This window comes from Rhizobium sp. 01T444 (genome assembly GCF_056398305.1).
The window spans coordinates 169,763-192,906 of sequence record NZ_JBFTPD010000006.1; the positions used below are offsets into that span (position 1 = coordinate 169,763).

General features: G+C 57.9%; 24 protein-coding genes and 4 pseudogenes. 14 read left to right on the plus strand and 14 right to left on the minus strand.

Going from position 1 to position 23,144, the window contains the following annotated elements; translation table 11 throughout:
• Positions 1–6: 6 nt before the first annotated feature.
• Positions 7–387, minus strand: coding sequence for an oxidoreductase (locus AC1DTN_RS12510; protein ID WP_477921142.1), 381 nt, complete (start codon positions 385–387; stop codon positions 7–9).
• A gap of 824 nt (positions 388–1,211) precedes the next feature.
• Positions 1,212–1,475, minus strand: a complete 264-nt coding sequence (locus AC1DTN_RS12515) for a DUF982 domain-containing protein (protein ID WP_113321179.1) — start codon at positions 1,473–1,475, stop codon at positions 1,212–1,214.
• A gap of 977 nt (positions 1,476–2,452) precedes the next feature.
• Here AC1DTN_RS12515 and AC1DTN_RS12520 point away from each other — a divergent pair.
• The 4 genes and pseudogenes from AC1DTN_RS12520 to treZ form a co-directional block, all read left to right on the plus strand.
• Positions 2,453–2,615 (plus strand): annotated as a pseudogene (locus tag AC1DTN_RS12520) (thiamine pyrophosphate-binding protein); the annotation flags it as partial.
• A 458-nt stretch (positions 2,616–3,073) separates the two neighbouring features.
• Positions 3,074–3,409: a DUF982 domain-containing protein gene (locus AC1DTN_RS12525; protein ID WP_477921145.1), complete on the plus strand. Its 336-nt coding sequence runs from the start codon at positions 3,074–3,076 to the stop codon at positions 3,407–3,409.
• A gap of 300 nt (positions 3,410–3,709) precedes the next feature.
• Positions 3,710–4,486: an SDR family oxidoreductase gene (locus AC1DTN_RS12530; RefSeq protein WP_477921147.1), complete on the plus strand. Its 777-nt coding sequence runs from the start codon at positions 3,710–3,712 to the stop codon at positions 4,484–4,486.
• Positions 4,487–4,517: 31 nt separating this feature from the next.
• Positions 4,518–6,296 (plus strand): malto-oligosyltrehalose trehalohydrolase, encoded by a 1,779-nt coding sequence (treZ, locus tag AC1DTN_RS12535; protein WP_477921149.1) that lies wholly within the window; start codon positions 4,518–4,520, stop codon positions 6,294–6,296.
• On the opposite strand, the pseudogene AC1DTN_RS12540 reads toward treZ, so the two are convergent.
• Both AC1DTN_RS12540 and AC1DTN_RS12545 read right to left on the minus strand, forming a co-directional pair.
• Positions 6,290–6,424: pseudogene (locus AC1DTN_RS12540) on the minus strand (manganese catalase family protein); the annotation flags it as partial. The gene treZ and the pseudogene AC1DTN_RS12540 sit on opposite strands and share 7 nt — an antisense overlap.
• Positions 6,425–6,502: 78 nt before the next feature.
• Positions 6,503–6,640, minus strand: coding sequence for a hypothetical protein (locus tag AC1DTN_RS12545; protein ID WP_477921151.1), 138 nt, complete (start codon positions 6,638–6,640; stop codon positions 6,503–6,505).
• Between the two features lie 305 nt (positions 6,641–6,945).
• On the opposite strand from AC1DTN_RS12545, the gene AC1DTN_RS12550 reads away from it, so the two are divergent.
• A complete protein-coding gene (locus tag AC1DTN_RS12550; protein ID WP_477921152.1) occupies positions 6,946–7,317 on the plus strand; it encodes a hypothetical protein in 372 nt (123 codons plus the stop codon).
• Between the two features lie 43 nt (positions 7,318–7,360).
• Here AC1DTN_RS12550 and AC1DTN_RS12555 read toward each other — a convergent pair.
• From AC1DTN_RS12555 to AC1DTN_RS12575, 5 genes and pseudogenes are all read right to left on the minus strand, one after another.
• Positions 7,361–7,474, minus strand: a pseudogene (locus AC1DTN_RS12555) (glycosyltransferase family 4 protein); the annotation flags it as partial.
• Between the two features lie 88 nt (positions 7,475–7,562).
• Positions 7,563–7,985 (minus strand): hypothetical protein, encoded by a 423-nt coding sequence (locus tag AC1DTN_RS12560; RefSeq protein WP_439019181.1) that lies wholly within the window; start codon positions 7,983–7,985, stop codon positions 7,563–7,565.
• The gene (locus AC1DTN_RS12565; protein WP_477921154.1) at positions 7,960–8,262 is read right to left on the minus strand and encodes a hypothetical protein; all 303 of its coding nucleotides are present in this window, start codon (positions 8,260–8,262) and stop codon (positions 7,960–7,962) included. Before AC1DTN_RS12565 ends, AC1DTN_RS12560 begins: the two co-directional genes overlap by 26 nt.
• 58 nt (positions 8,263–8,320) lie before the next feature.
• Positions 8,321–9,949 (minus strand): chaperonin GroEL, encoded by a 1,629-nt coding sequence (gene groL / locus AC1DTN_RS12570; protein ID WP_477921156.1) that lies wholly within the window; start codon positions 9,947–9,949, stop codon positions 8,321–8,323.
• 56 nt (positions 9,950–10,005) lie between these two features.
• Positions 10,006–10,320 carry a co-chaperone GroES gene (locus AC1DTN_RS12575; protein ID WP_477921158.1) on the minus strand — a complete coding sequence of 105 codons (315 nt, stop codon included), beginning with the start codon at positions 10,318–10,320 and terminating at the stop codon, positions 10,006–10,008.
• A 274-nt stretch (positions 10,321–10,594) separates the two neighbouring features.
• Between AC1DTN_RS12575 and AC1DTN_RS12580 the strand changes: the two genes are divergently transcribed.
• Together AC1DTN_RS12580 and AC1DTN_RS12585 are read left to right on the plus strand one after the other, a co-directional pair.
• Positions 10,595–10,867, plus strand: a complete 273-nt coding sequence (locus AC1DTN_RS12580; RefSeq protein WP_477921160.1) for an usg protein — start codon at positions 10,595–10,597, stop codon at positions 10,865–10,867.
• 94 nt (positions 10,868–10,961) lie between these two features.
• Complete coding sequence (locus tag AC1DTN_RS12585) at positions 10,962–11,252, plus strand: hypothetical protein (RefSeq protein ID WP_477921162.1); 291 nt, start codon at positions 10,962–10,964, stop codon at positions 11,250–11,252.
• Between the two features lie 1,194 nt (positions 11,253–12,446).
• On the opposite strand, the gene AC1DTN_RS12590 is transcribed toward AC1DTN_RS12585, so the two are convergent.
• Entirely contained in the window at positions 12,447–13,835 is a 1,389-nt protein-coding gene (locus AC1DTN_RS12590) for an enoyl ACP reductase FabMG family protein (RefSeq protein WP_477921164.1), read from the minus strand.
• Between the two features lie 914 nt (positions 13,836–14,749).
• Complete coding sequence (locus tag AC1DTN_RS12595) at positions 14,750–14,953, minus strand: hypothetical protein (RefSeq protein WP_477921166.1); 204 nt, start codon at positions 14,951–14,953, stop codon at positions 14,750–14,752.
• A 185-nt stretch (positions 14,954–15,138) separates the two neighbouring features.
• Here AC1DTN_RS12595 and AC1DTN_RS12600 point away from each other — a divergent pair, with 185 nt between their 5' ends.
• The 3 genes from AC1DTN_RS12600 (at position 15,139) to AC1DTN_RS12610 (ending at position 18,817) form a co-directional block, all read left to right on the plus strand.
• Complete coding sequence (locus AC1DTN_RS12600) at positions 15,139–16,197, plus strand: alpha/beta fold hydrolase (RefSeq protein WP_477921215.1); 1,059 nt, start codon at positions 15,139–15,141, stop codon at positions 16,195–16,197.
• A 167-nt stretch (positions 16,198–16,364) separates the two neighbouring features.
• Positions 16,365–17,414, plus strand: coding sequence for a class I SAM-dependent methyltransferase (locus AC1DTN_RS12605; RefSeq protein ID WP_477921217.1), 1,050 nt, complete (start codon positions 16,365–16,367; stop codon positions 17,412–17,414).
• Positions 17,415–18,142: 728 nt separating this feature from the next.
• On the plus strand, positions 18,143–18,817 hold the full coding sequence (locus AC1DTN_RS12610) for a transcriptional regulator (protein ID WP_477921168.1): 675 nt from the start codon (positions 18,143–18,145) through the stop codon (positions 18,815–18,817).
• 76 nt (positions 18,818–18,893) lie between these two features.
• On the opposite strand, the gene AC1DTN_RS12615 is transcribed toward AC1DTN_RS12610, so the two are convergent.
• A complete protein-coding gene (locus tag AC1DTN_RS12615) occupies positions 18,894–19,247 on the minus strand; it encodes an MBL fold metallo-hydrolase (protein WP_477921170.1) in 354 nt (117 codons plus the stop codon).
• A gap of 52 nt (positions 19,248–19,299) precedes the next feature.
• On the minus strand, positions 19,300–19,653 hold the full coding sequence (locus AC1DTN_RS12620; protein ID WP_477921172.1) for an RT0821/Lpp0805 family surface protein: 354 nt from the start codon (positions 19,651–19,653) through the stop codon (positions 19,300–19,302).
• An 832-nt stretch (positions 19,654–20,485) separates the two neighbouring features.
• On the opposite strand from AC1DTN_RS12620, the gene AC1DTN_RS12625 reads away from it, so the two are divergent.
• The 4 genes from AC1DTN_RS12625 (at position 20,486) to AC1DTN_RS12640 (ending at position 21,819) form a co-directional block, all read left to right on the plus strand.
• Positions 20,486–20,695: a cold-shock protein gene (locus AC1DTN_RS12625; RefSeq protein WP_113186317.1), complete on the plus strand. Its 210-nt coding sequence runs from the start codon at positions 20,486–20,488 to the stop codon at positions 20,693–20,695.
• A 131-nt stretch (positions 20,696–20,826) separates the two neighbouring features.
• Positions 20,827–21,051: a hypothetical protein gene (locus AC1DTN_RS12630; RefSeq protein WP_113322099.1), complete on the plus strand. Its 225-nt coding sequence runs from the start codon at positions 20,827–20,829 to the stop codon at positions 21,049–21,051.
• A gap of 29 nt (positions 21,052–21,080) precedes the next feature.
• Positions 21,081–21,461, plus strand: coding sequence for a DUF6481 family protein (locus AC1DTN_RS12635; protein ID WP_477921174.1), 381 nt, complete (start codon positions 21,081–21,083; stop codon positions 21,459–21,461).
• Between the two features lie 82 nt (positions 21,462–21,543).
• Positions 21,544–21,819: a hypothetical protein gene (locus tag AC1DTN_RS12640; RefSeq protein ID WP_113186314.1), complete on the plus strand. Its 276-nt coding sequence runs from the start codon at positions 21,544–21,546 to the stop codon at positions 21,817–21,819.
• Positions 21,820–22,724: 905 nt separating this feature from the next.
• Here the strand turns inward: AC1DTN_RS12640 and AC1DTN_RS12645 are convergent.
• Positions 22,725–23,038, minus strand: a pseudogene (locus AC1DTN_RS12645) (plasmid stabilization protein).
• Positions 23,039–23,144: the final 106 nt, after the last annotated feature.

A 23,144-nucleotide genomic window follows, 5' to 3' on the forward strand; every position in this document is an offset into this window, starting at 1 on the left:
CCGCCGTCAGCAGCCGTTGGCCCCGCTCGACTGGGCCGAGCTAGCCGGAGCAGGATTTCCGGTGCTGCTTCCTGTGGTTCGCTGGCAATCGTTCGGATCGCCGCCGGAGGCGCCTGGAGTGGTATTGTTATCGGAGGGATTGCCGGCGTCTGCGCCAGAGCCGGCCGAGTTCCCGCCGGTGCTGTTGCCGTTCATGTTGGTGCCGCCCGCAGCACTATTGCCCGAGCCCGTGTTGGTGCCCGACGCGTCACCCGTCGACGAAGAACCGCCGGTCGATGTGCCGCCGCTTGTGCCTCCGGCACCTCCAGAACTTCCCGAGGACTGGGCCATGACAGATGTTGCAAGGCTGAGCGCAAATGCTGATGTCGCGAGGATCTTCAAAATCATGGGTATCACCTTTGGTTGGGCCATCGTTGCAACCGGCTAACCTCGAATCGCGCGCAAGGTTCCGCCGATCGATCGCCTCGAACCGAGGCGTCTGCCAACGTACAGAGACTGAGTCCGCAGAACGCCTATTATAAATTCGGAAGCCGGCGTCTGCGCACAACAGAAGTCCGATCTTATCGCTGGCCATGGACGTCGGCCCGACGTCCAGACGCCACGTTACTTGCCTGCGACGACAACGCACTGGTGTTGACGGTCGACGATAGTAGCGTTCTGTAGGAGTAAATGGCGTTTATCGACGGCGCTTACGGAGGCTTGAACGCTAATCGCAGTGGACGCGGGCGCGTGCAGACAATCCGGTCATCGCGATGTTAACCCAATAATTTTGTGGGCGGCACGTAGGCCGGCCCAGTCGTAACAGCACGTGCGCATGGTTGGTGCGTGACCAGATGCTGCAAGGTGGGTGGTGTAACGAGTTTGTTTATGATGACCCGTCCGGGATGGGTGACACAGCAGTGAAGCCAAATCACATCACCACAGCTATCTTGAAGGTGGGAGGCAATGAAAACGTCAAAGCTAAAGCTGACCGGTGTTGGGTGCCGATCGTCTGAATAGTTTCCGCTGGCTATCGGAGAAGAGTTGACTGGAGTCGACTGCAACTTCCGAGTTTGGTGGTCATATAAAATACGCTTTGCGTTGTGGAGTGGGGACGGGCATACGGTATTGACTTAAGACCTTAAGAATTCGTCTCGCAGCTCTCGGCGTGCGTATTCATGTTGAAAGGTTCCGGCAGAGGCTTGGCATAGGCCCGTTCCTGGATGCCACCGCTAGGCCAATATGTCTACTTCAACGGCAGCCGCGGTGAAGCACTCCCGAGCTCTCTCGAATGAGTTGTATTGTTCGAGCGCTCCTACGCAAGTAAGCTTTGCCAGCCCATAATAATGGCCACTTGCGGTAGGCCATCTGTTCAATAGACAGTCCAACGCCTCTTCGGGGCCGCTAATGGGCTCGGCCATTCCATGACCGGTCTTCACGCAAACGGGCCTGCGCCACATAGAAGATGTCGAGGATTTGCCATTTTCCCGCCTCATACAACTCCTCCTTCTGTGCGTCCAAGTCGACAATTTACTGCGCTCGATTTGGATCGTAAATGTGAACCTGACTTTCGCTCGGGCAGGAGATTAAATCCGCGAACCACGGGTGCGATGGAAAGATCCTATCTGTCCACACTACGTCTTTTCAGGCTTTCATAGTGCTTCTCGACCAGCCGCAAGGCCTTACCACGTGTTTCGGCCCACCCCCGCGGTGGCGTGACTGTCCGCGGCACCCATGGCGCAGCGGCGACGTTCCACCGCCAAAGTCCAACTTTGTTAGGAGTGGTTTGGTCGAGCTGAATGCGGCCAATCACTTCTTCGTCGTCGAGGCCAATAAAGTCATGGCGATTCTCACCGCTCCATGTCTCGCACCATTTGAATCTCTGTGTGTACCTCATCAGCATGGGCACATTCCTATTAACCGCAAAGTCATTGAAGCCTGGTTCGATTCATCTCCTTAAGATCAAAGACGAAAAACTTGAGATTGAAGCCGCCACCCAATGCCTAAGGGGGTTTCGAAGTCGCGCTGTCCCGAGACAGCCGGAGAGCTGATTGTGGATCGCGCAGCGAACGCCAGGGATTGGAGGAATCGCAACAGGGATGGTTCGCCGCGCGACCCGCCCTTCAAACCGAAGTAACGGTCAAAAGTTCCTTTCCATAGACAAATTATCCTATTGCGGCGCGACCGTTAATCTCGGGATGACCCAAAATGGGCTGTGCCGACCCCCGTTGCCCGGCCACTCTTTTACGTCGGCGAAGCTAGGGTTCGGTGCTCCGGCTGCCGCGAAGCTATGTGGCCGCCCGCCTTGAGAATCGCACGATTGTTGCATTCCCTCATCGCAAAAGTGCCTCGTCAACGCTTCGACTGCTTGCCACCGTCGCCCAGTAGAGTGAGCCGCAGAAAATCCGGAACCAATACCTCGAAGGGAAGGTTTCCTCTGATGTCCATTGCGAGACGATTGAGAGGCATCGACATGACACAAACTGTCGGCGACTTCGTCGTTCCCGCCCTCTACGCGGGGCGTCCGGCGAATGTTCGGCTATCCAGGTGACGGCATCAACGGCGTGTTTGGAGCACTCAACAGAGCTAGCGGCCAGATTGAATTCATCCAGTTCCGTCACGAGGAAATGGCTGCCACATGAGCGGCTGCCGATTAACTTATTCCTGAAACAATTCAGCCTCGGACTGTACGCTCTCAGACCAAACCCGACCGCCCTCAAGTCGCCCGTTGCCTTAAATGTGTGCACTTCCTAATATTCTAATGTCCTCGATTGGCTAACTGGGAGGATGGTGACGTTCCAGGATTTGCATGGCGCCAAGTGCGCCATTGGTCCGGAAGCCCTTTCAATAATCACGGAGGTGCACGAGGAGTGGTGCGCGGCTCGTTATTGTCCGAAAGCCCTGTTGCAGTGAAGGCGGCGCAGAAACCAAAACAATCTCCTAACCATGGTCGGGACATTGGCTTCGCACTTGAAACACTGACACGTGAAACGACAGCAGCCGCGTGTGGCCCGGGCGAGGCCTATCTGCGCGCCGCCTTTGTCGCCACGTCTTTCGCATTTGGCACCCTTGGGTAGCGCAGGAGGAGTTTGTCATGATATCGGGTTATCGTTTTGAACGACCCATCTTTATTCAGAATACGTTCTGTGTTGAAGAGATCGTCGATCTCGACGGCGCTCTTCGATTTCTCGACGACTGGCCTGAACCAAAAAGAGATATAGCCTACGACGTCATTCAACGTGCTTGTGTAACTGCCCGCCACGGGCGTTTTCCCGTGGAGGCTGCGGCCGAGAATTTCCGGCGGTTTGTGAAGCGTGCCGGACTTTCTTTAGAAGTGGACGGTTCGTCGGCGCTCCATTGTTGCGGTAGCGATCCGGCTTCCGTGGATTCAGCCGGCGCAGGACCCGAGCGTGAAATCCTACGCCAGTAAGTTCTTTACCGTTGTGGGAATTGTCGAACCGGCCATCGTTCCGATTGCGGGCTCGGAAGCGCTTGGTACCCCGACGGTAGCAGACGGCGGACTGGGAGCGCCGCGCATTGCACGTCCTCGGATCTCGACTACGACGGGTCGAACCGGTTCGATAGCAGGTCGCGTCAGCGTCTTCCGTCGTACCAAGTTCGTCGCAACGGAACTTCTCATAAATCCGAAAGTTTCAAGTCCGCCAACACATACGCGACCGGCGGTGGAGCCGGTGGTCGGATTATCACCCTTTTTCTTGGAGGTCCGTCAATGAAGACAGCCGTCGCTCTCGTTACGGGAGCCGGGTCAGGGATTGGAAAAGCCGCCGCCCTGGCGCTGGCAAAGGAGGGCTTTAAAGTCGGTGCGCTCGGGCATACGCAAGAGGAGATCTCATCCACCGTTAATGCGATCTTGGCTGCTGGAGGTGACGCGGTGGCCGTCCTTGCCGACATATCAGATGAGCATCAGTTGGAAGCAGCCGTGAGACAGCTAACCGAGCAATTTTCCCGGCTTGATGTTGTCGTCGCCAACGCCGGCATAAACGGCGTATGGGCGCCAATCGATGACCTCAAGCTCTCGGAATGGAATGACACGATTGCGGTGAACTTAACCGGCACCTTCTTGACGATCCGCGCGACGGTACCCGAATTGAAACGCTCGGGTGGCGGCTCCATCATCGTTGTTTCCTCGATTAACGGAACGAGAACGTTCACAACCCCGGGTGCGACCGCCTATTCGGCCGCCAAGGCCGGGCAGGTGGCGATGGTGCAGCAGTTGGCCCTTGAACTTGCCCGCCACCACATCCGCATCAACGCAGTCTGTCCCGGCGAGATCGAAACAAACATCGACGCTAATACAAGCGTGCGCAATGAAGAGGAAACGGCGATACCGGTCGTGTGGCCTGAAGGCCAGGTACCGATCACCGGAGGCCGGCCAGGTCGCAGTGAAGATGTTGCGGATGTGATCGTCTTCCTGGCTTCCGACAAGTGCCGCCACATTACCGGCTCTCCGGTGTGGGTCGACGGCGGTCAGGGGCTTCTCCGCTAGGATAGCATACACAAATCACAGAGGTGATGTATTGGATTATGCGTTTGGTCCGCTTGTTTCAGAAGCAGGCGTGGAGTTCCGGCTGTGGGCGCCCCTTGTTGAAGCTGTGTCTTTGAAGGTCGAGGGTGGCGAGCAGCATCCGATGGAGCAAACAAAGGACGGCTGGTTTCGTTGCCATGTCGCCGGCGCTGGGCCGGGCAGCCTTTACAAATTTGTGCTTCCCGACGGCAGCGAAGTCCCAGACTGTGCATCCCGCTTTCAACCGCGTGACGTTCACGGGCCCAGCGAAGTCGTCGACCTGAGAGCTTTCCAATGGGAAACTCGCGCCTGGGTTGGGCGCCCCTGGGAAGAATGCGTAATCTACGAACTGCATATCGGGTCGTTTACCGCGGAAGGCACATTCCGGTCTGCGATCGAAAGACTGGATCACTTGGCCGAGCTCGGCGTGAGCGCTGTTCAAGTCATGCCCATCAGCGATTTTCCCGGTCGCTACAACTGGGGGTATGATGGCGTGCTGCCCTATGCGCCCGACAGCACCTATGGTCGCCCTGAAGATTTGATGGCCCTGGTGGACGCGGCGCACGCGCGCGGGATCAGTGTCTTCCTGGATGTCGTGTACAACCACTTCGGGCCGGATGGAAATTACTTGCCCGCCTACGCGCCGCTGTTCACCAAGCACCATAAGACACCGTGGGGAAATGGCATTAACTATGATGGCGACGCATCGACGGCGGTTCGGGAGTTCGTCATCCAGAATGCACTCTACTGGATCAAGGAGTTCAGGCTGGACGGTCTTCGCCTCGATGCAGTGCACGCCATAAAGGACGATAGCCAAGAACATCTCCTTCACGAGCTTGCCCGACGTGTTCGCGAAGCTTCCGGTGCCCGGCATGTTCACCTGATCGTCGAGAACGAAGACAATGACAGCGATCTCTTGAGACGAGACGAGCAAGGGCGGATCCGTCAATTCACGGCTCAGTGGAATGACGACGTGCATCACGTGCTGCACATCGCCGCGACCGGAGAAATCTTCGGTTATTACAAGGACTATGCCGACGACGGTGACAAAGTCGGACGCGCGCTTGCGGAAGGTTTTGTCTTTCAAGGCGAACACATGCCCTATCGCGGCGCTAGTCGCGGCAAGTCCTCTGTCGACCTGCCCCCCACGGCATTCATCTCCTTCATTCAAAACCATGATCAGATTGGCAATCGGGCGGTCGGCGACCGCATGACGACATACCGGCCGCTCGAGCCCATCAAGGCTGTCACCGCAGTCTATCTATTGTCGCCGCAAATCCCGATGCTCTTCATGGGCGAGGAGTGGGGCGCGCGCGAGCCGTTCCCTTATTTTTGCGACTTTGATGAAGAGCTGAACGAGAAGGTGAGGATCGGGCGTCGTGAGGAGTTGTCGCGCCTTCCTGGGTTCGATGATGATGACCTCATGGATCCGACTGCGCAGTCCACATTCGAAGCAGCGAAGCTAGACTGGCGTGGGCTGCACAATGCTGCTGCGGCACATATGCTGGTGTTCTATAAGACCCTTCTTAACTTGCGACACCGGCGGATTGTGCCGCTTCTTAAGGGCGCCCCTGGCGGAAGCGGTAGATTTCGACGTGAAGGAAACGTCATTGCCGTGGAATGGATGCTGGCAAAGGGTGCGAATCTCCATCTCCAGGCAAACCTTTCTAATCAGCCAGGCAAGATCGCGCCGCTGCCGGGAGTGGAACAGATTTTTACGTTGGGATCGGCTGCTTCGCGCACTCTTGCTCCTTGGTCGGTGATCTCGAGCATCAGCGTTGCTCATAGCTGAACGCAGCCAAGCCGAGGCGGAGGGTGCGAGATGCTCGCTACAAGGGTGTAGAACGGCCGCAGCTTTGATTTCGATCGAAACTTGAAGCTCTGGAACATGCAGTTTCCAAGCGTGGACATTTCTCCGTATGGCGGTCTCGATCGCGAAGTCGCGGTAAGAATGTAGCGGCGGCCTAGAATTTTCCTCAAGCGCTCGACGTCACCAGCCTACGGGAGCGTGCCGTCGCTGACAGAGTGCTCGCCCATCAGGCGCATCTGAAAGGCGGCCAACCTCGGCATGAAGGTTGCGAGGTTCTGCTCGAAGCCGCTTGGGTCATCGCCGCAATAGGCGACCTGGTGCCCCAATCTGCTACCAGATTGCCGCCGCGTCCGTGCCGGTCAGTGCGTCGGATGCTGCTTTTCAACCTGCTCGTCGAGTTTGTCTCCTTTCAGACCGACCGATGTTTCACGCGGTTCGCCAACGATTGACGCTCGTGCGGGTCTTGCCGGTTGCCTTGAGAAAATATGTCTTCGTAGGCCGCTTTCATCTCTCAATGGGCTCGGGTTCTGCCCTCGAGGCAACACTGCTCGAAGCCTTTGAATTTTTTGTGATCGGAACATTATGGGCGCGCCGTGATTGATCCTCGGTGATGAAACTCAAGGAGAAAATCATGCGCATGAAAATTATCGCAGTCTCACTGCTAAGCCTCGGCATGGCGACTTCTGCCTTCGCGCAATCGAGCGGCGGCGCCGGTGGCAACGCAGGCGCTGGGGGCAGTTCCGGCGGCAATATGTCCGGCAATTCGGGCAGCAATTCCCAGAGCGATACCGGTTCCCAAAACAGCCAAAGCAATAGCCAGAATGGCAGCGGTACCGATAGCAATTCCACCGGTTCGGTCAATGGCGGCAACAATGCCGGCAACAATTCACTCGGCAATCGCAGCGCCAATGGTGATAATTGCAGACCGAAGAGCGGTGCCTCCTCGACACAGAACGACGGGACAGCAAAGCTCAGCCCGCATAGCGAGCAAGACTGCCACTAACAATAGCGCATCGCGGAATGAGAAAGGCCCGGCACGCGGGGCCTTTCTGGCCCTGACGGACCAACTCCTCGGTCAGATAAGAAACGATCCGTTCCGTGCCGCCATAGAGCTTGGGCGGAACACTCTCGGCAAGGGGTGCGATCTGAGCGATTTTCATCGGCAAAACCTCCTCAATTGAGCAAAGAGTCGTCGGCAAAAATCATGCCCGCGTCCTCAAACAGGCACACGGCAGCTGGTGGCAGTGTTTAGATCTCAAACGGCTGTCGGCGGTGGTCTCCTTTCCGGTAGCTGCACAGACCAACGCCACCAAACCGGCGCGACGGCGAGCGACGGCAACGGCTTCTTTGCATGTCGAGGAAATTGGATGCACCCTGCTCCTCGGATTGCCAATCAGACTGGTCTAGAGTCTTCAACGCTTCGATGATCTCGTCATAAGAGACGGCTTTATCCGTGCCAGGATAAAGACGAAGTGCCGGAATGGACTCGATGGCAAAGAGGTCGGATGCCCATGATGCGAGAATGGCGCGTTTTGCGTCATCGCCGATATCGCTGGCAACAAGCACGTCACGGGGGTGATTAAAATGCTTGGACGGATGAAGCAGTTGCGCGGCGCTGATTGCTGCTTCGGTACTATGGTTCGTTCTACTGTTGTTGATGTCCTCTCTCATTTTCTGGCTCCATAGATAAATCGATGGTACCTGTGGTGATGTGCCGGAGCTCGGCAAGAAGCGGACGGTGCTCCTCGTGCGCCACCGGTATTTCGGTGATTGCCATTGCTTCCGACAGCAGACTGTCCCGGTCTCGCACGCCCCTGCTGAAGAGCCTGGCGACCGTCGCGGTGAGCCGACCGATAGAGGCCGGCTCGCACGTTATTCCTTTGGAGCGGGCAACCTCTTTCACGACGCTGGCGCAGAGGCGCGCATCTTCTTTCGATGGCAAACTCATGTTTTCTCCGCGAGTGGCTCGCCCAGCGGCGGCTGGGACGAGCCTTACCGATCACTTCTTAGAAGTCCATTCCTGCGCCAGGGGGCATGGCCGGAGCAGTGTCCTTCTTCGGCTTTTCGGCGATCATGGCCTCGGTTGTCACGAGAAGGCCGGCGACGGAGGCCGCGTCCTGGAGTGCTGCGCGTACGACCTTTGCAGGATCGATGACACCCTGTGCATAGAGATCGCCGTATTCGCCGGTCTGGGCGTTCCAGCCGTAGGAGAACTCGGCCTTTTCGCGCAGCTTGCCGACGATGATCGAACCTTCTGCGCCGGCATTCTCGACGATCTGGCGCACCGGGGATTCGATCGCGCGCCGCACGATCTCAACGCCGACACGCTGGTCCTGGTTGGCCGTATTAAGATTGTCGAGCGCCTTGACGGCGCGCAGCAACGCGACACCGCCACCCGGCAGGATACCTTCCTCGACAGCCGCACGCGTGGCATGCAGCGCGTCATCGACGCGGTCCTTCTTCTCCTTGACCTCGACTTCAGTGGAACCGCCGACGCGGATGACGGCAACGCCGCCAGCGAGCTTGGCAAGACGTTCCTGCAGCTTTTCCCGATCGTAGTCGGAGGTGGTTTCCTCGATCTGGGCGCGGATCTGTGCAACGCGACCGTCGATATCGGCCTTGGAACCGACGCCATCGATGATGGTGGTATTCTCCTTCTCGATCGCCACCTTCTTGGCGCGGCCGAGCATGTCGAGGGTGACGGACTCGAGCTTGATGCCGAGGTCTTCGGAAATCACAGTGCCGCCCGTCAGAATGGCGATGTCTTCCAGCATGGCCTTGCGGCGATCGCCGAAGCCGGGCGCCTTGACGGCAGCAATCTTCAGGCCGCCACGCAGCTTGTTGACGACGAGGGTTGCAAGGGCCTCGCCTTCGACATCTTCAGCAATGATCAGCAGCGGCTTGCCGGACTGCACGACGGCTTCCAGAACCGGTAGCATCGATTGAAGATTGGAGAGTTTCTTCTCGTGGATCAGGATATAAGGATCCTCGAACTCGACGCGCATCTTCTCGGTATTGGTCACGAAGTAGGGCGAGAGATAACCACGGTCGAACTGCATGCCTTCGACAACTTCGAGCTCGGTTTCAGCGGTCTTGGCTTCTTCGACGGTGATGACGCCTTCATTGCCGACCTTCTCCATTGCTTCGGCGAGATAGCGGCCGATTTCTTCGTCGCCATTGGCCGAGATAGTGCCGACCTGCGCAATCTCCGCATTGTTGGAGATCTTGCGAGCGTTGGTCTTCAATTCCTTGACGACCGCGTCCACGGCAAGGTCGATACCGCGTTTCAGGTCCATCGGGTTCATGCCCGAAGCGACCGCCTTGGCGCCTTCCTTGACGATTGCCTGGGCAAGAACTGTTGCCGTCGTCGTGCCGTCGCCGGCTATGTCATTGGTCTTCGAAGCAACTTCGCGCAGCATCTGCGCGCCCATATTCTCGAACTTGTCTTCGAGTTCGATTTCCTTGGCGACCGAAACACCGTCCTTGGTGATGCGCGGTGCGCCGAAGGACTTGTCTATCACGACGTTGCGGCCTTTCGGGCCGAGCGTCACCTTCACGGCGTTGGCCAGAACATCGACCCCTCGCAACATGCGGTCACGGGCATCGATGTTGAATTTCACGTCTTTCGCAGCCATTTCTTTAACTCCTCAATAGGCAGCTATTGTTGACTGATGGGTTGATAGCCGGATGCTCAGGCAGCCTTCTTCTGCTCGCTCTGGGCTTCGATGATGCCCATGACATCGCTTTCCTTCATGATCAGCAGATCCTCGCCGTTGATCTTGATCTCGGTGCCGGACCATTTGCCAAACAGGATGCGATCGCCGGCCTTGACGTCGAGGGCCTGGACCTGGCCAGCCTCGTTGCGCGCGCCGGGACCGACGGCGATGACCTCGCCTTCCTGCGGCTTTTCCTTGGCGGTGTCGGGAACGATGATGCCGCCCCGGGTCTTCTCCTGAGTTTCGACGCGGCGGACGAGAATGCGATCATGCAGCGGTCTAAACGACATGTTTTCCTCCATCGGACAAAAAGATGACGCAATCCCTGCCGGACCGGATGACCAGTCCGGGGGTTGCAAAACCTCTATGAGCGTTTTGCGCGAAAAAATTTATTCTCGGCTTTTTTCGATTTCAAGAGGGTGGCGACGAAAAATTAGCACTCGCCTATGTCGGCTGCTAACGTATTGAACGGGAACAATAAACTACGATACTGCGTTAGAAATCATGTTGGGGGTCACTCGATTTTGCGCCCACCTTGGCACTGTCTTGAAACGGAGATGAAGCATGCAATTTTCATCCGACCTGGAACGCCAGCTCAATGGCTATGGTCTCACCACCGCCCATATCCTTTACCGCATTCCCGATTTCGAATCCCTGTTGCAGACCTATGTCTGGCAGGACTACGATCTGGCGCCCGATTTTCCCGAGATGCACAAGTTCCTGGACTTCTGGCAGCAGAGCCTCGATGGCCCGCTGCATTCCGTCCGCTACAGCCATCAGCGCCTGATCGGGCCGAACGAATGGCGTCGTGTCGAAGGCGAGTTCAAGCTGAACTGAATCTTGAATCCGGATTTTCCACTTCCTAGTTCACGTGATGATCGGGGCTGGGTTAGCCCGGTCGCTTTCCCACGTCTGTATGGAGTGAGACCACATGGAAGAGACGATCAATATCATCAGAAGCGCCAGCATCCCGGAGAGGGAAGAGATCATCGTCGATTTCGCCCGATGGCTTGAGACCGCTTCGCAGGAGGCTCAGGTCTATGGTGAAGGGCGGTTCGCTTTGATGTCTGCCAATATGGCGGAAGCGATCCGCATAAACGCCGATGAACTCGCGCGCGACAATCCCGAAACGACTGCGCGGGTATTGCAGCAGGCCTGTGCAATGATCTCGCAGTTCAAGGCGGCGTACCCGCATCGCGTTCTCAGTCGGGCAGTCCATTAACCGTGTGTCCCAACTCGTCACCGGTGCGTACGACATTGGACGGCGCACCGAGAGGTTCTTTCTTGACTACACATGGGAAGCGCACCCAGACCTCGCGGCGTGCATGAATATCGGAGGCGACATGACAAGGGCGCTCCTGAGCTCGGCTCGTGGGCGGTACATTTTTGTCTGAGCAGATCAGACCGTCCAAAAACTCTGTGCCTGGAGCGCTCAGCAAGCGACGGTCAGAAAAGGGTGCCGGGTCTCGTCGAAATCCGGCGAATTGGTTGGAAAAGCCCTACGATGTCGCGTTATGCGGCCGTTGCTATTAAAAAGGCACTAGAATTGTAGGGCCAGCGTGCGGGTTCCTTCGAAATACGCCGTTTTCTGCGAAGACCACTAGACGTCAAACCAATGTGCGACTCTTTGCTTTATGCACGTGACGAGAGCAGACGTCGAGCGATCAATTTGGGCACTTGAAGGAGTAATCCTCACAATTCAAGCCATACCGATCCTCAAAAACGATATGCCAATGCGTCAAGTTCCGCATATGAGCGCTAGGCAAAAGCGCTGCAATCGCCAAAAAGCAGTGCCTCCTTCGCTTCCGTGTGACCGCGAGAGTTAGTAAAAGTTGTCGCCGGAACCTCGAACCCGCCCTATCCCTGCTGAGCTCGTGTAGGTTGTGTTATCCGAGCCGATCGTGGTGCATCCTGAAAGAGACAAAACGATTATTGCAGCGGGGCAGCGGCCGGTCGTCGACTGCGAAGGTTCGGACTGTCGCTAGTCCGGCGGAAAGCGGAACACGCGGTCGTGGGGCAGTCGGTCCCGCTTGCGCTAACGCGCAAGCTCTTGCGGCTGCCCTTCCTCGCGCCCTCGTGTGACGCGAATTCCCGCTTTCCCGCACCTTTGGTGCGGACGCGATGCTGAAAGCTCCGATGCGCTTCGTTGTTTCGTGACGACGGGTAGTCCCTCGCGGGCAACCATGACCCTAGACACCTTTCAAGGACAACGGCCACGATGACAGTTCCATTGTGGCCCGTACCGACTGACGCCCGTAGTGAGATAGGAACAGCGCCGAACGCATTATCGGGAATGCGGTTCGGCTCCCCGAAAGGGCGGATCCGCGTTCGCAAAGACCGAACAATGAGGTGATGTTGCTAAATCAGCATACGGATTGTCGCGGGGCAGCACCTAACCCCCATGGCCATTTAACAGTCAGGCAATCTCCAGCCTTGATGCGGCGTCATCACACGATCGGCGTGTTTTACCTTGCGATGCAGCCTTGTATTCTCCGTGGGAAGCATTGAGGCGGCGGGCCACGATGTCGTGGTTGAGCCACCGGACTGGCCCGGAAGGTGAAGATGATGCACCGAAAATAAGTTGTCCGGTCGCCTCCACGACCAGAGCGCTCAGGAGATCGCTGATCATGACTTTTCTGTGACGGTGCATCGAGGTGATCTGGTTCGACGTGCCGATCGTCAGGTCGGCCTGTCCCTGGTTGTTGGGCATCGGCCACGCGGAGAAGTTATAGAATGGGGTCATGACTTCGCTCGCCTGCAGGTCACTGATCTTGCCGATGACGTCATCTATCGTGAAACCATCCGCCAGAAGCTCTTGGCATTTTCGCCATTGTTCGGCCGCCCATTCGCCACCGTTCTCCTTCTTCAGCGCAAGTAGAAGGGGTATGAGAGGCAGTTCAATGCCCGTGAATACGTCGGATGAATTGGTCCGGATCTCGGGACAGTTGTAGACGCTCGCCTTCACGCCCATCGCCCAGGCATCCTCGGCAATACCTTCAAGGCGCATCTTGGCGTAGCCCTGAGTGTAGTTCGTGTATGTCTGCCACCGGTATTCTCCGTCGATCAGGATGCCCGTGCCGTGATAGCCATATGCCGTGTACCTAACCTGGCCGCCCGAGGCTTCCACGCGCTCCCGGATCGCCGCGCTGAAATCGATCAGATGGCGGAAGGTGTTTGCAGACACCTCGTCGAAATTGCGAAGGATCAGTTTGCCCATATCGCTTTCGACCAGGGCTTGCGACGACATGTGTCGCGGTCCCGTTCCCTTGTAGATTCTGTTGGCGACGACCAGGAAGGCTTTTGCCTTGGGAATGCCTCCGGCCATCGTATGGGCAAAGAAAACGTTGCTCCCGTCGGTAATCATGCCGTCGAGGATGGTCATGGCCTGCGACAATGAATCCGTAAACCGTGCCGCCCCTACGGCCTGGCATTCATCGATATATTCCCAGTCGAGCTTCTTGCGCTCCCAGTTTTCCAAAGTAAGCCCAGCCAGGAGGTCAGTGGGTGTGGGGCCATCCCCCGGCGCGTCGAGATCGAAGCCAGCCATCAACGGGACGTTTATGATCGTTCCGCCAAGCCTTGCTTCAGCCTCATTGAGCTCGTCGTCGGTAAGAGGCCGCAGGACATTCTTTTCGTCGCGCCGCCCGACCGTAATTCCGACGATCCGCATTCCGACTTTCCGGACTTGGTCGAGAAGGCCGGTCGCGTAGCCGCGACCGAACAATTCGCCGAAGAGAACGAAGACATCGCCTTTTCGAAACACCGTGTTTTCGGAGATGTTCTCCAGTGCGATCGGCTTTTCCATGTTGAGTCACCGCTCCAAAAGTCGTTGATGACTAATTGAACGCAGCCGTTCTCGATGGAAAGTCATTTAAAATGACGGATGATGTTGAAACGTGAAGCTTCAAAAGCCCTTACATCACTGCTCTTCAAGCTGCCGCAGGCAGGGGGCAAGCCCATATCGGCATTTGACGCGCATGGGGTGACGATCCTTCGCGCGAAGCCGGCTGGTGGATCGCGCGACGCACCATGTGCTGCATGTAATCCGGTAAAGACTAAAGCCCCCACGTGATCCGGACGCCCAGGCTCTTGGTGTACGATAAAGTTCCAAAACCGAAGACGAAATTTGCCGAGGTGGACCGCGCAACGACCGCCAGGGCTTTGAAGGGATCCATCACAGTGACGGTTCGCCGCACGATCCGGATATCTAACCGCGTCTCCGCCGAAAAGTTCCTACTTATTTTCGGCGCGCTTTCTCAATGTTTCTTCGGTATCACGTGGATCGTCGCAATCGGACCGCCGCTGGCAGACGCGAGGATTTCGCTCTCTTGAACGTTCGAACCCGGCGTTCGCCTCCTCAAGCTCCCTGGATGTCACCTCGGCTTGCGCCGGTTGATAAGCCACTCGGCCCGGAATTGTGTGCCGAGTTTTCGAACACGGGCCTCAAGGAGCGATAGCTGCATGGTGAGAACAGGTCCAAGGAATGAAACAGCGGCGCACCTTTTCGACATGCGAGCCCGCCGGCGCGGCAAGCTTCTCAAGGAAGCCATCCGCTCCCGCTCGCACGGAGGCCTCCTCCGGGAGCCAGATCGTTCCCTGGGAGAGGGTATTGAGGAGAAGGGGAACGAACATGAGTGGACCGGCGACAGCCGCAAGCGCGAGAGAGTGATCGCAACTGCCCTTGAGGCGGTGGCGTTGCAGCTGAGGACTTGCAACCACCTATGACACAGTCTTTGCAGCCGGCATCGCGATGCCGGAGAAAAGCCGCCACAGCGCCAGCAGGGTCGCGGAAACAAGATAAAAGGTCGCGACGAAAAGCGATATCCCGAAGAGAACGATCATCCGGTAGACGTAGGAGGCCGGTGCAATGTCGAGCAGCCAGACATGCTCCCCGAAACTTAAAAGGTCGCTCTTCTTCTCCACGCCGAACACCCGGCGCTTGATCAGGCTCGGCGAGTGTTTGGTTGATCGAGGGGCAAGATTGGGTATGCCCTGATCGAAACTCGCTACCGGCTTTCCAAGCGTAGCGTTTGACCGTCGGGGGTGCACCAATTGATGGGGAGAGGATAGGTCTGTTATGCGACCGCTCCCTACGATATTCTCGGCGGATGAAACTCAGCCAGACCATACGGTTTTGTACCTCCGCAGACGGCACCCGCATCGCCGTCGCGTCTTGTGGACAAGGCCAGGTGATCCTGCGGGCGGCGCATTGGCTCAGCCACGTCGACTATGATCTCGAGAGCCCGGTCTGGCGGCCCTGGCTCCGGGCGATGTCTGCCCGGAACCGGTTTGTACGCTACGACCCGCGCGGCTGCGGCCTGTCGGACCGGCATGTATCTGACCTTTCGCTCGACGCGTGGCACGCCGACCTTGATGCCGTGGCTGCTTCGATCGACGACCCGCGCTTCGTTCTCCTCGGTCTTTCACAGGGCGGCGCACTCGCTATCGTGTATGCGCTGAGGTATCCAGAGCGGGTCTCGCATCTGGTTCTCCTAAACGCGTATGGCCAGGGTGCCAGGACGAGAGCTCAGACTGAGGCCGAGCGGCTGGAAGCCGAAACAATTGTCAATTTCGTTCGCATCGGCTGGGGACGAGACAATCCAGCCTTTTGTCAATTTTTCACCAACCTTTTCATCCCCGACGGCACGCCTGAACAGCATCGCTGGTGGGGTGATCTGGAGCGCCTGACTGCGACTCCTGAGGTTGCAGCGCAATTGCTTTGGCAAATGCAGGGGATCGATGTGCTGCAGCTTGCGACGATGCTTCGTGTACCGACATTGATCGCTCATAGCCGTGGCGACGTGCGCGTGCCGTTCGACCAGGGCTGCAAGCTTGCCGCTGCAATTCCAGACGCCAGCTTCGTGCCGTTAGAAAGCAAGAACCACGTGCTCTTGCCAGATGAGCCCGCATGGAGCGTATTTCAGGCAGAACTCGCTGCTTTTCTCGGGCAGGACAGCCCCGTACGACCGCGCGCCATCAGTGAGGCGGATCTCACACCCGCCGAGGCGGCCCTTCTCGACCTCGTGGCGGAAGGTCTCGACAACCGGGCGATCGCAGAACGGCTCGGCAAGAGCGTCAAAACCGTACGAAATCAGCTATCGGTGATCTTCGGCAAACTCGGCGTGCATAGCCGCTCGCAGGCGATCGTCATCGCGCTCTCCAATTAGTCCCCGACAGCTAGCTGCTCTCTGTGCGGCGGACGGGACGTATGTCCCTCCAATCAGCGGGATTGTTCGCCGCTGCGGGACGATCGCCTCATGTTCCTGGAGGCGACTTGTTCCATCCTCGCGTCACGGATGGCAAGACGCCGTCCAAGAATGAGGAGGAATGCGAGATGTCGGAACTCAACGAAACAGCTCTCAATGAGCTGGTGGGCCGGGTCCTCGGCGATCTTGGCGGCGCAGTCAGCGTGCCGCTGGTGCGCATCGGAGATGCGCTCGGGCTATATGCGACCCTCAGGGAGATCGGCCCCGCGAAGGCCGACGAACTCGCCGAGGCTGCGGGCTGTGCGCCGCGCTATGTGCGCGAGTGGCTGGCAGCCCAGGCCGCTTCGGGCTATGTGCATTACGAGCAGGGGCGCTTCTCGCTGACGCCCGAGCAATCTCTCGTGTTTGCCGCACCGGACAGCCCGGTCAATCTGATCGGCGCATTCGATACCGCCGCTGCGATGGTCGAGAACCAGCCGAAGGTACAGGCCGCCTTCAAGACCGGTAGGGGTGTGGCCTGGGGCGATCAGGCTGGCTGCATGTTCTGTGCCGTCGCGCGGCTCTTCCGCCCTGGTTACGTCAATGCGCTTGTGCAGGATTGGCTGCCGGCGCTCGACGGCGTCGTCGACAAACTGAAGAAGGGGGTGAAGGTGGCCGACGTCGGATGCGGGCACGGTCTATCGACGATCTTGATGGCACAGGCGTTCCCAGAGTCGCGGTTTACAGGCTACGACTTCCATCCGGGCTCGATTGCCGCTGCGACTGCGCACGTCCAGGCGCACGGATTGACGAATGTCCATTTCGAAGTCGGCCGGGCGCAGGATTTCGAGGGTCGCGATTTCGATTTTATCACCTGCTTCGACTGCCTGCACGACATGGGTGATCCGAACGGCGCGGCGGCTCATATCCGACGTGCACTGAAGAACGGCGGCACTTGGATGGTCGTGGAGCCCATGGCCGGAGATACGTTGGAGGAGAATATCAACCCAGTGGGACGGCTCTATTACTCCGCCTCGACGATGATCTGCGTTCCGACCTCGCTTGCTCAGGAGACAGGTCTTGCGCTTGGTGCGCAGGCAGGAGAGCAACGTTTGTCCGACGTGATCCGGTCGGGCGGTTTCACCCACGTTCGACGGGCGGCCCAGACCCCCCTCAACATGATTCTCGAGGCAACTTAATGTCAGGGTCGCCGCCTACGACCAGAAGGACGCGCAATCTCGGGCGTTGAAGCGATCGACCGCAAAGTCCGGTGTTCCTTTAGACTCCCTGCAGGACGAAGCGAGGGCTGACCGCCTTCGACCGCTTCAGGGCGTGATACACTGCTTCGGCAACGCCGTATCGCTTGGTCTGTAGCTTGATCGGCTCGAGTTTACGGACGACCACGCCGTTTCGGACATTTTGTGTTCGCATGATAAACTGCCTCGTCAGCGTGACGCTGGAGGTGTTTGGCTGCCAGGAGTTTTCACTTCGATGTCGCCGTCGCTCTTTGAAGCAAGGAATAGATTCGAGTGTCTTTTGGAACCTCGACGCAAAATTCCCACCAACTCTTCGCCACTGTGGTCTTCCCCGTGATCACGAATTGGAAGCTTTTGGTCGGACTGGCGCTGGCCTGGAAGCCAGCGCCAGTCCGCGACAGTGTGTGGGTTCCATAAACGGGCGTCGTGCCTCGAAGTCGTCCTATCAGCGCTTAGCTCATTGAGTAAGGCGTCGCCAGCTCCGATCGCTTCAAGACCGTGCACCTCGTAGCGTCAAGCGTTACGACCTTAACCGCGTTCGGTCAGCCACACCGCTGCGGAATTGTGCGGCAGCATCGGAGGTGACTATGGACTGGTAGTCCGGTAATCGGTATTGCGAATGTCCCAGCATATCACCAAACCATCCCGTGGATTCTTCAAGGCTTTTTATATTGAAAAAAGTGCAACGCAATTTTGCGGTCGAGTACAAAACCGGCAGGCGAAAACTCGATTCCAGGTCAAACTCGATCTGGGGCAACATGGATCTAAAATCCGTTGCTCGCGATATTGAGAGAGAGGCAATCCCATATCTCTCAGGCATCTCCCAGAGTGGCAAATCCGACCGCGAGGTGTCTTTACCGGAGCGAGATCAGGCCGAGTCGTTGTTGACACCGCTTTCCGGGACGTCGACACCTATATCAGTGACTCAGGAGATGGGCATGGCCGACGAGATTGATACGATCACAAATGCCGACGTACTGACCGTTGTCGAAACGTCCGATGCGCCGAAGAAACAGCGCAAACCCCGCGCCAAGAAAGCCGCGGCACTCGAAACGGCATCCGCTGACGCAACGGCAGAGCCAACAGCTGCTCCGACCGGCTCCGGTGGCGAGAAAAGGAGAGGTCGTAAGGCAAAGGTGATCGAAGCTGCGTCCAGTACCAAACGTGGACGTGTGAGCCGTGCCGCAAAGGCTGTGCAGACAGCCTCGGCCGCGCCGATGACGGTGGTCAATGAGACGGCAGATCTCTTGCAGTTGGAAGAGGAGAATCAACGATTGCGCAAGCTTCTGTCTGAAAAATTGCGCGCCGAAAATGCCGATCTGCGCAAACGGCTCAAACTCGATTGATCAATCGCCGAACGCCCGACCAGTTCCTGCAGAATTTTCACCCCGCCCGGCTTGAAGGTCTTCACGTTTCCGTCGATCACCTTGACGATGTTCGCAAGCTGGGCGTTCTTCTCGCCGAGGACATGCGGATCGTTGCCTTGGGGAAGGCCAGCTTCCCGTCGTGAACGAGGTTGCCCATGTGGTCGGGATGCGAATGGGTTATCAGAATGTCGGTAACCTCTTCCGGCTTGGTGCCTGCCTGAGCGAGGGACTGCTGCAGCGCCCCGCCAACCCCAGTATCGATCAGGATCACGCGCTTTGGCGCTTTCACCAACAACGCGTCCACGCTCAGCGTGACGGTATCGGTGGGCGCACCTGCTGCTTTGAGTACTTCACCAGTTTCCTCTGGGGAGTGTCCGACACCGAAGACCTTGCCGTCGTTCGGCAGCACGAACTGGGCGTCGTGCCATAATTCAAGGAGCTAGGGGCAGGGGTTGGATACCCTACTGCCCACCAAGTTTCCAACTGTTCCCAGCCGGGCAAGCTACGCCGTTGAAGCGCGTCATACCGTCGAGCGATTGCCGACTGGTTACAAATCTCCGACAGCCGTCCGGTCCATCGTTACTGGGATCGATCTGTTCGATAACGCCCGTGCTGCCCGTCGATGGGTTGGCCCAAGCGAGCGCAGTTGCGCCGACAGCACTGCGACCGACTGTATCTGCGATCACCGCTTGATCGGTCAAGAGCGCCTGGTGCGGGATTGCTGACTGGGCGAGGGGCGTCTCAAGCGGCTCGATATGTGAGCATGCCGCCAAAGCCGCGATGCTTATGGCCGAGATGAAGTGCTTCGGATTCATCGCCCCGATAAAGCGTTTTGCTTTTGGTATTTCAAGTTACTTATAGTTCACGTTCTGGCGAGGTTTCAGTGATCGCCTTTGCCGGAGAATGCTCCGGCAGCGCCGCAGCCGCCGCTTCTTGCGCAAACGCTGACGCCACTGATCCTTACCTGCGCGAATGCCCATGCCGTGCAGATTTTTCGCGTTTCCGTCGATATCGATGAAGCACGCAGAATATCGCGAGGTACGACCCAAGCAGCCTGCCAGGACGGGTTCGATATCACCGTTTGGCGCGCGGCACAGCAAACGATCAACGATTATTCACGAATGAGCTGTGAATTGCGCTCGCAAACGAGATCGGCTCGTTCGGCTCCATAGCTAACATGGTGAAGCGCCCTGTGGCAGTTCGGACAAATCGCAAGCATTCTGAACTCTATCGCTGCCGCCGTCGGCAAGCTTCTCCCTATGACGTAGGATAATCATCGCCCGGAGCGGTCGCGAAGGGCGCTGGTGTGCCGCAGCACTCGCAACGGCCGCGCGTCCGCTTCTTAGAGGGCCGACTATGCCCTGAGGGTAGGGCAGGTAGGGCACGGTGAAGGAGTGCAGTCTGGGCAATGTCACTGTACGTTGGCCGGAAGCAGATTCAGAGTGACTAAGTCGGAAGTCTATTCCGCTCGAAATCTGTTGACGACGAGGACCCTTTGGCCTATTGAACAAGACATCGATATTTGCTTGCTGAGCTTTGGTTACCGCGCGATTGGCAACGCGCCTTGAACGAACCCCTCTTTCAAAAATCGCTATCTTGCGCAGCGCTTTGGCGTTGTGGTTCCTCTATTGCTATGAAAGGGTTCTCATGACCACTGGCACAGTTAAATGGTTTAATTCCACCAAGGGCTTCGGCTTCATTCAGCCCGACAATGGCGGCGCCGATGCGTTCGTTCATATCTCTGCTGTCGAACGCGCCGGAATGCGCGAACTCGTGGAAGGGCAAAAGATCGGCTTCGATCTTGAGCGTGACAACAAGTCGGGCAAAATGTCGGCCTGCAATCTGCAGTCGGCTTGATTAAACACTGCTTCCCTTTGACCACGGATGTACTGGGCACTGGTTGAAGCAACTTATCGAAACGGGGCCAGGCAATTTGCCTGGCTTTTTGTTTATCGCCTTCCAGCGAGCCCATCCGGATCGGAACTCCCATGACACAGACATACAGCAAATCCCGCCAGCGGGCGGAGGTTGCCTTTGGCGACGTGCAAAAGCAGTTCTTCGCCAAGGATAAAGCAGTCGAAGAACTCGACGCCTTTGTTCTTGCACGGGAGGCGAAGACATTGCGGCTTCGCGAGGCGCGCCTTTCGAAAGAACTTCAGGACCGAGCGTCAGCAACGTCCGCGCTTCTTGCAAAACGCGACAGAGCGCGCTGATCCCTAGCAACACAATCCAGGACGAAAATTTGAAAAACGCACGAAACAAAGAGCTATCAGATCGGCGCGCCGCAGCGGCGGATGCCAAGACAGCTCTTCTCAATGCCTATCGCGCTGCAAGGGCTGCAGCCGAGCCTCTGCGAGCGACAAGAGAGGCTGAGCGCCTCGCTGCCGCTTCCGCCAGGGAACAAAGGCGCCAGGAGCGCGACCGGCTCAAGCTCGCAGAGCAGGAACGGCGGAATGCGGAAGCCAGCGAGCAACAAGCCGCCGCGGACGCGGTAGCTCAAGGCGCAAACGAAGCCCGCGTCGCAGCCGAGAACGCCCGGATAGCGCGGGTGATCGGGGATGAGGCGGCGCGAAAGGCTGAACGCGACCGTCGTTATGCCAACCGTAAAGCGAGACAAGCTTAGCCTTCCGCTCGATGATCCGAGCTGCCGACGCCGTCTCATCGCGGCTCGCTGAAGGTTCTCACTCACACCACAGGAGCCTCCGATGGCACCCGATACGAAGGAACTTCAGGCGATCAACACTGCCTGGCAGATCGCGATCCAGGAGATCTTGCGCATGGTCATCCGCGACATGTATCATGCCGGCGGGGAAGCCGCGTTCAAGACGCATATTAAGCGGATCGAAGAAGCAGCTGTCGACAGCATCTATACGGATCTAAGGCTTCGCGGAACCGATGAATGGACTGAGGTTCTGGTCAAGGAACGGGCGAGCAATTTCGTCACCACCCTGCTGACGTCATTTACCTACGACCGTGCGTGACCCCGCTTGGTGCCCACGGACCAAGTTGGCACAGGTTTCGCGGGGCCTTGTCCTCGAGGGTGGTCGCCGGCAATCTCATGAACTCTGAACAAGCCTATCGAGTCCCAGACAAGCCGATGCTAGGCCACTTCACGACGATGAGGCGCCGCTTGCCTCATCGTGCTGGCACACAATTCGGTCGGTCGGATCTTCTAGCATCAATAAGGGTGGTCAGATCGAGTCTCACGAGCCCAAACGGGCCTTTCTCAAGCGACTGCATGCTCCCGAGCTCAACCACGTCGATGCATAGCTCCCGCCAACGGGCCGCAAGCTGCACTTGGGTAAAGGGCTTGGCGAGCCTGACCATAGTTGTGTCGCCCCCTCCGGCAGTTCGGCATACCCGGTGGCCAGCACTAGGTGCCACGTGCCGGATCTCGTCTGCAAGCTGTGAGCCGGTCATAACCGGCATCGCGTAATTGGTAACGATCGATCGCAGGGGCCATCTTCAGAGCTTCTAAAGCCTCTTGGGCTGAATTCGCCTCGACAGCGGTATCCGACCTCGCACCTCATCCATCGTGCCATGTGGGATTGGTGCGAGAAGCCGGCCGAAAGGGCTGCTTCGCTAGCACTCGCGTCGTCCTCCCTCCGTCGCGGGCGATGCCCATCGCTTGCTTGAAGCCATGGCGACGATGCGAAGTGCTGGCCCCCGCCTCGCGCGCCAGGGTTGGCGATCGTGAGCGTTTGATCGACGTTGGCCTCAACGAAATCAACTAGAAGGCGCAGTTGCCTGTCGGAGAGGCCCGTCCGCGCCTTGGTATGACCTGGGCCTGACTGAGCCGCCATGTGAGCTGTTTCTTGCGAGGGACCTCGGATGGTGTTCGACGGCATCGCCACGCTCGTGACCCCGTGCATGATCATGTGGTTCATCAATGATCAACGCGGTGCCCGGCGTTCCGCTTCCGCGTCGCCGCCGCCTTCTTTGCCGAAGCCGAACGGTCTGCGGCCGGTCGCGACGCTGGAGCTTTGCCGCCTTTCTCGCCGGCTTCGTGGCCTGCGGGAGGTATGCTTGCCTTGCCCTGAACCGCCAGCCTCCTTGCCACCGCCATCATCCTTGTTGACAGTCGCCCAGGCTGGGCGCTCGGCCTCCTTCTCGGATACGCCGCGGTCTTCGTAACTTCGGCAATGTGGTCCGCCCGCGTTCCTGCTTGTCTGTGTACTTGGACTTGTCAGCACGGCGCATGACATTCCTCCTTCGGCGATAATAAGGACGAACGAAGGTTCAAAAAGTTTGCTCCACCGGCGGGCTTGCAGGAACCAAAGGAGCAAACGGGCGTTCGCAGACAGTC

Coding starts and splice junctions, on each gene's coding strand:
- AC1DTN_RS12640 (WP_113186314.1), top strand. CDS start 21,544: ATGGCACCCGATACGAAGGAACTTCAGGCGATCAACACTGCCTGGCAG.
- groL (WP_477921156.1), bottom strand. CDS start 9,949: ATGGCTGCGAAAGACGTGAAATTCAACATCGATGCCCGTGACCGCATG.
- AC1DTN_RS12620 (WP_477921172.1), bottom strand. CDS start 19,653: ATGAATCCGAAGCACTTCATCTCGGCCATAAGCATCGCGGCTTTGGCG.
- AC1DTN_RS12585 (WP_477921162.1), top strand. CDS start 10,962: ATGGAAGAGACGATCAATATCATCAGAAGCGCCAGCATCCCGGAGAGG.
- AC1DTN_RS12560 (WP_439019181.1), bottom strand. CDS start 7,985: ATGAGAGAGGACATCAACAACAGTAGAACGAACCATAGTACCGAAGCA.
- AC1DTN_RS12565 (WP_477921154.1), bottom strand. CDS start 8,262: ATGAGTTTGCCATCGAAAGAAGATGCGCGCCTCTGCGCCAGCGTCGTG.
- AC1DTN_RS12575 (WP_477921158.1), bottom strand. CDS start 10,320: ATGTCGTTTAGACCGCTGCATGATCGCATTCTCGTCCGCCGCGTCGAA.
- AC1DTN_RS12580 (WP_477921160.1), top strand. CDS start 10,595: ATGCAATTTTCATCCGACCTGGAACGCCAGCTCAATGGCTATGGTCTC.
- AC1DTN_RS12530 (WP_477921147.1), top strand. CDS start 3,710: ATGAAGACAGCCGTCGCTCTCGTTACGGGAGCCGGGTCAGGGATTGGA.
- AC1DTN_RS12525 (WP_477921145.1), top strand. CDS start 3,074: ATGATATCGGGTTATCGTTTTGAACGACCCATCTTTATTCAGAATACG.
- AC1DTN_RS12625 (WP_113186317.1), top strand. CDS start 20,486: ATGACCACTGGCACAGTTAAATGGTTTAATTCCACCAAGGGCTTCGGC.
- AC1DTN_RS12510 (WP_477921142.1), bottom strand. CDS start 387: ATGATTTTGAAGATCCTCGCGACATCAGCATTTGCGCTCAGCCTTGCA.
- AC1DTN_RS12630 (WP_113322099.1), top strand. CDS start 20,827: ATGACACAGACATACAGCAAATCCCGCCAGCGGGCGGAGGTTGCCTTT.
- AC1DTN_RS12590 (WP_477921164.1), bottom strand. CDS start 13,835: ATGGAAAAGCCGATCGCACTGGAGAACATCTCCGAAAACACGGTGTTT.
- AC1DTN_RS12515 (WP_113321179.1), bottom strand. CDS start 1,475: ATGAGGCGGGAAAATGGCAAATCCTCGACATCTTCTATGTGGCGCAGG.
- AC1DTN_RS12550 (WP_477921152.1), top strand. CDS start 6,946: ATGCGCATGAAAATTATCGCAGTCTCACTGCTAAGCCTCGGCATGGCG.
- AC1DTN_RS12605 (WP_477921217.1), top strand. CDS start 16,365: ATGTCGGAACTCAACGAAACAGCTCTCAATGAGCTGGTGGGCCGGGTC.
- AC1DTN_RS12600 (WP_477921215.1), top strand. CDS start 15,139: ATGAAACTCAGCCAGACCATACGGTTTTGTACCTCCGCAGACGGCACC.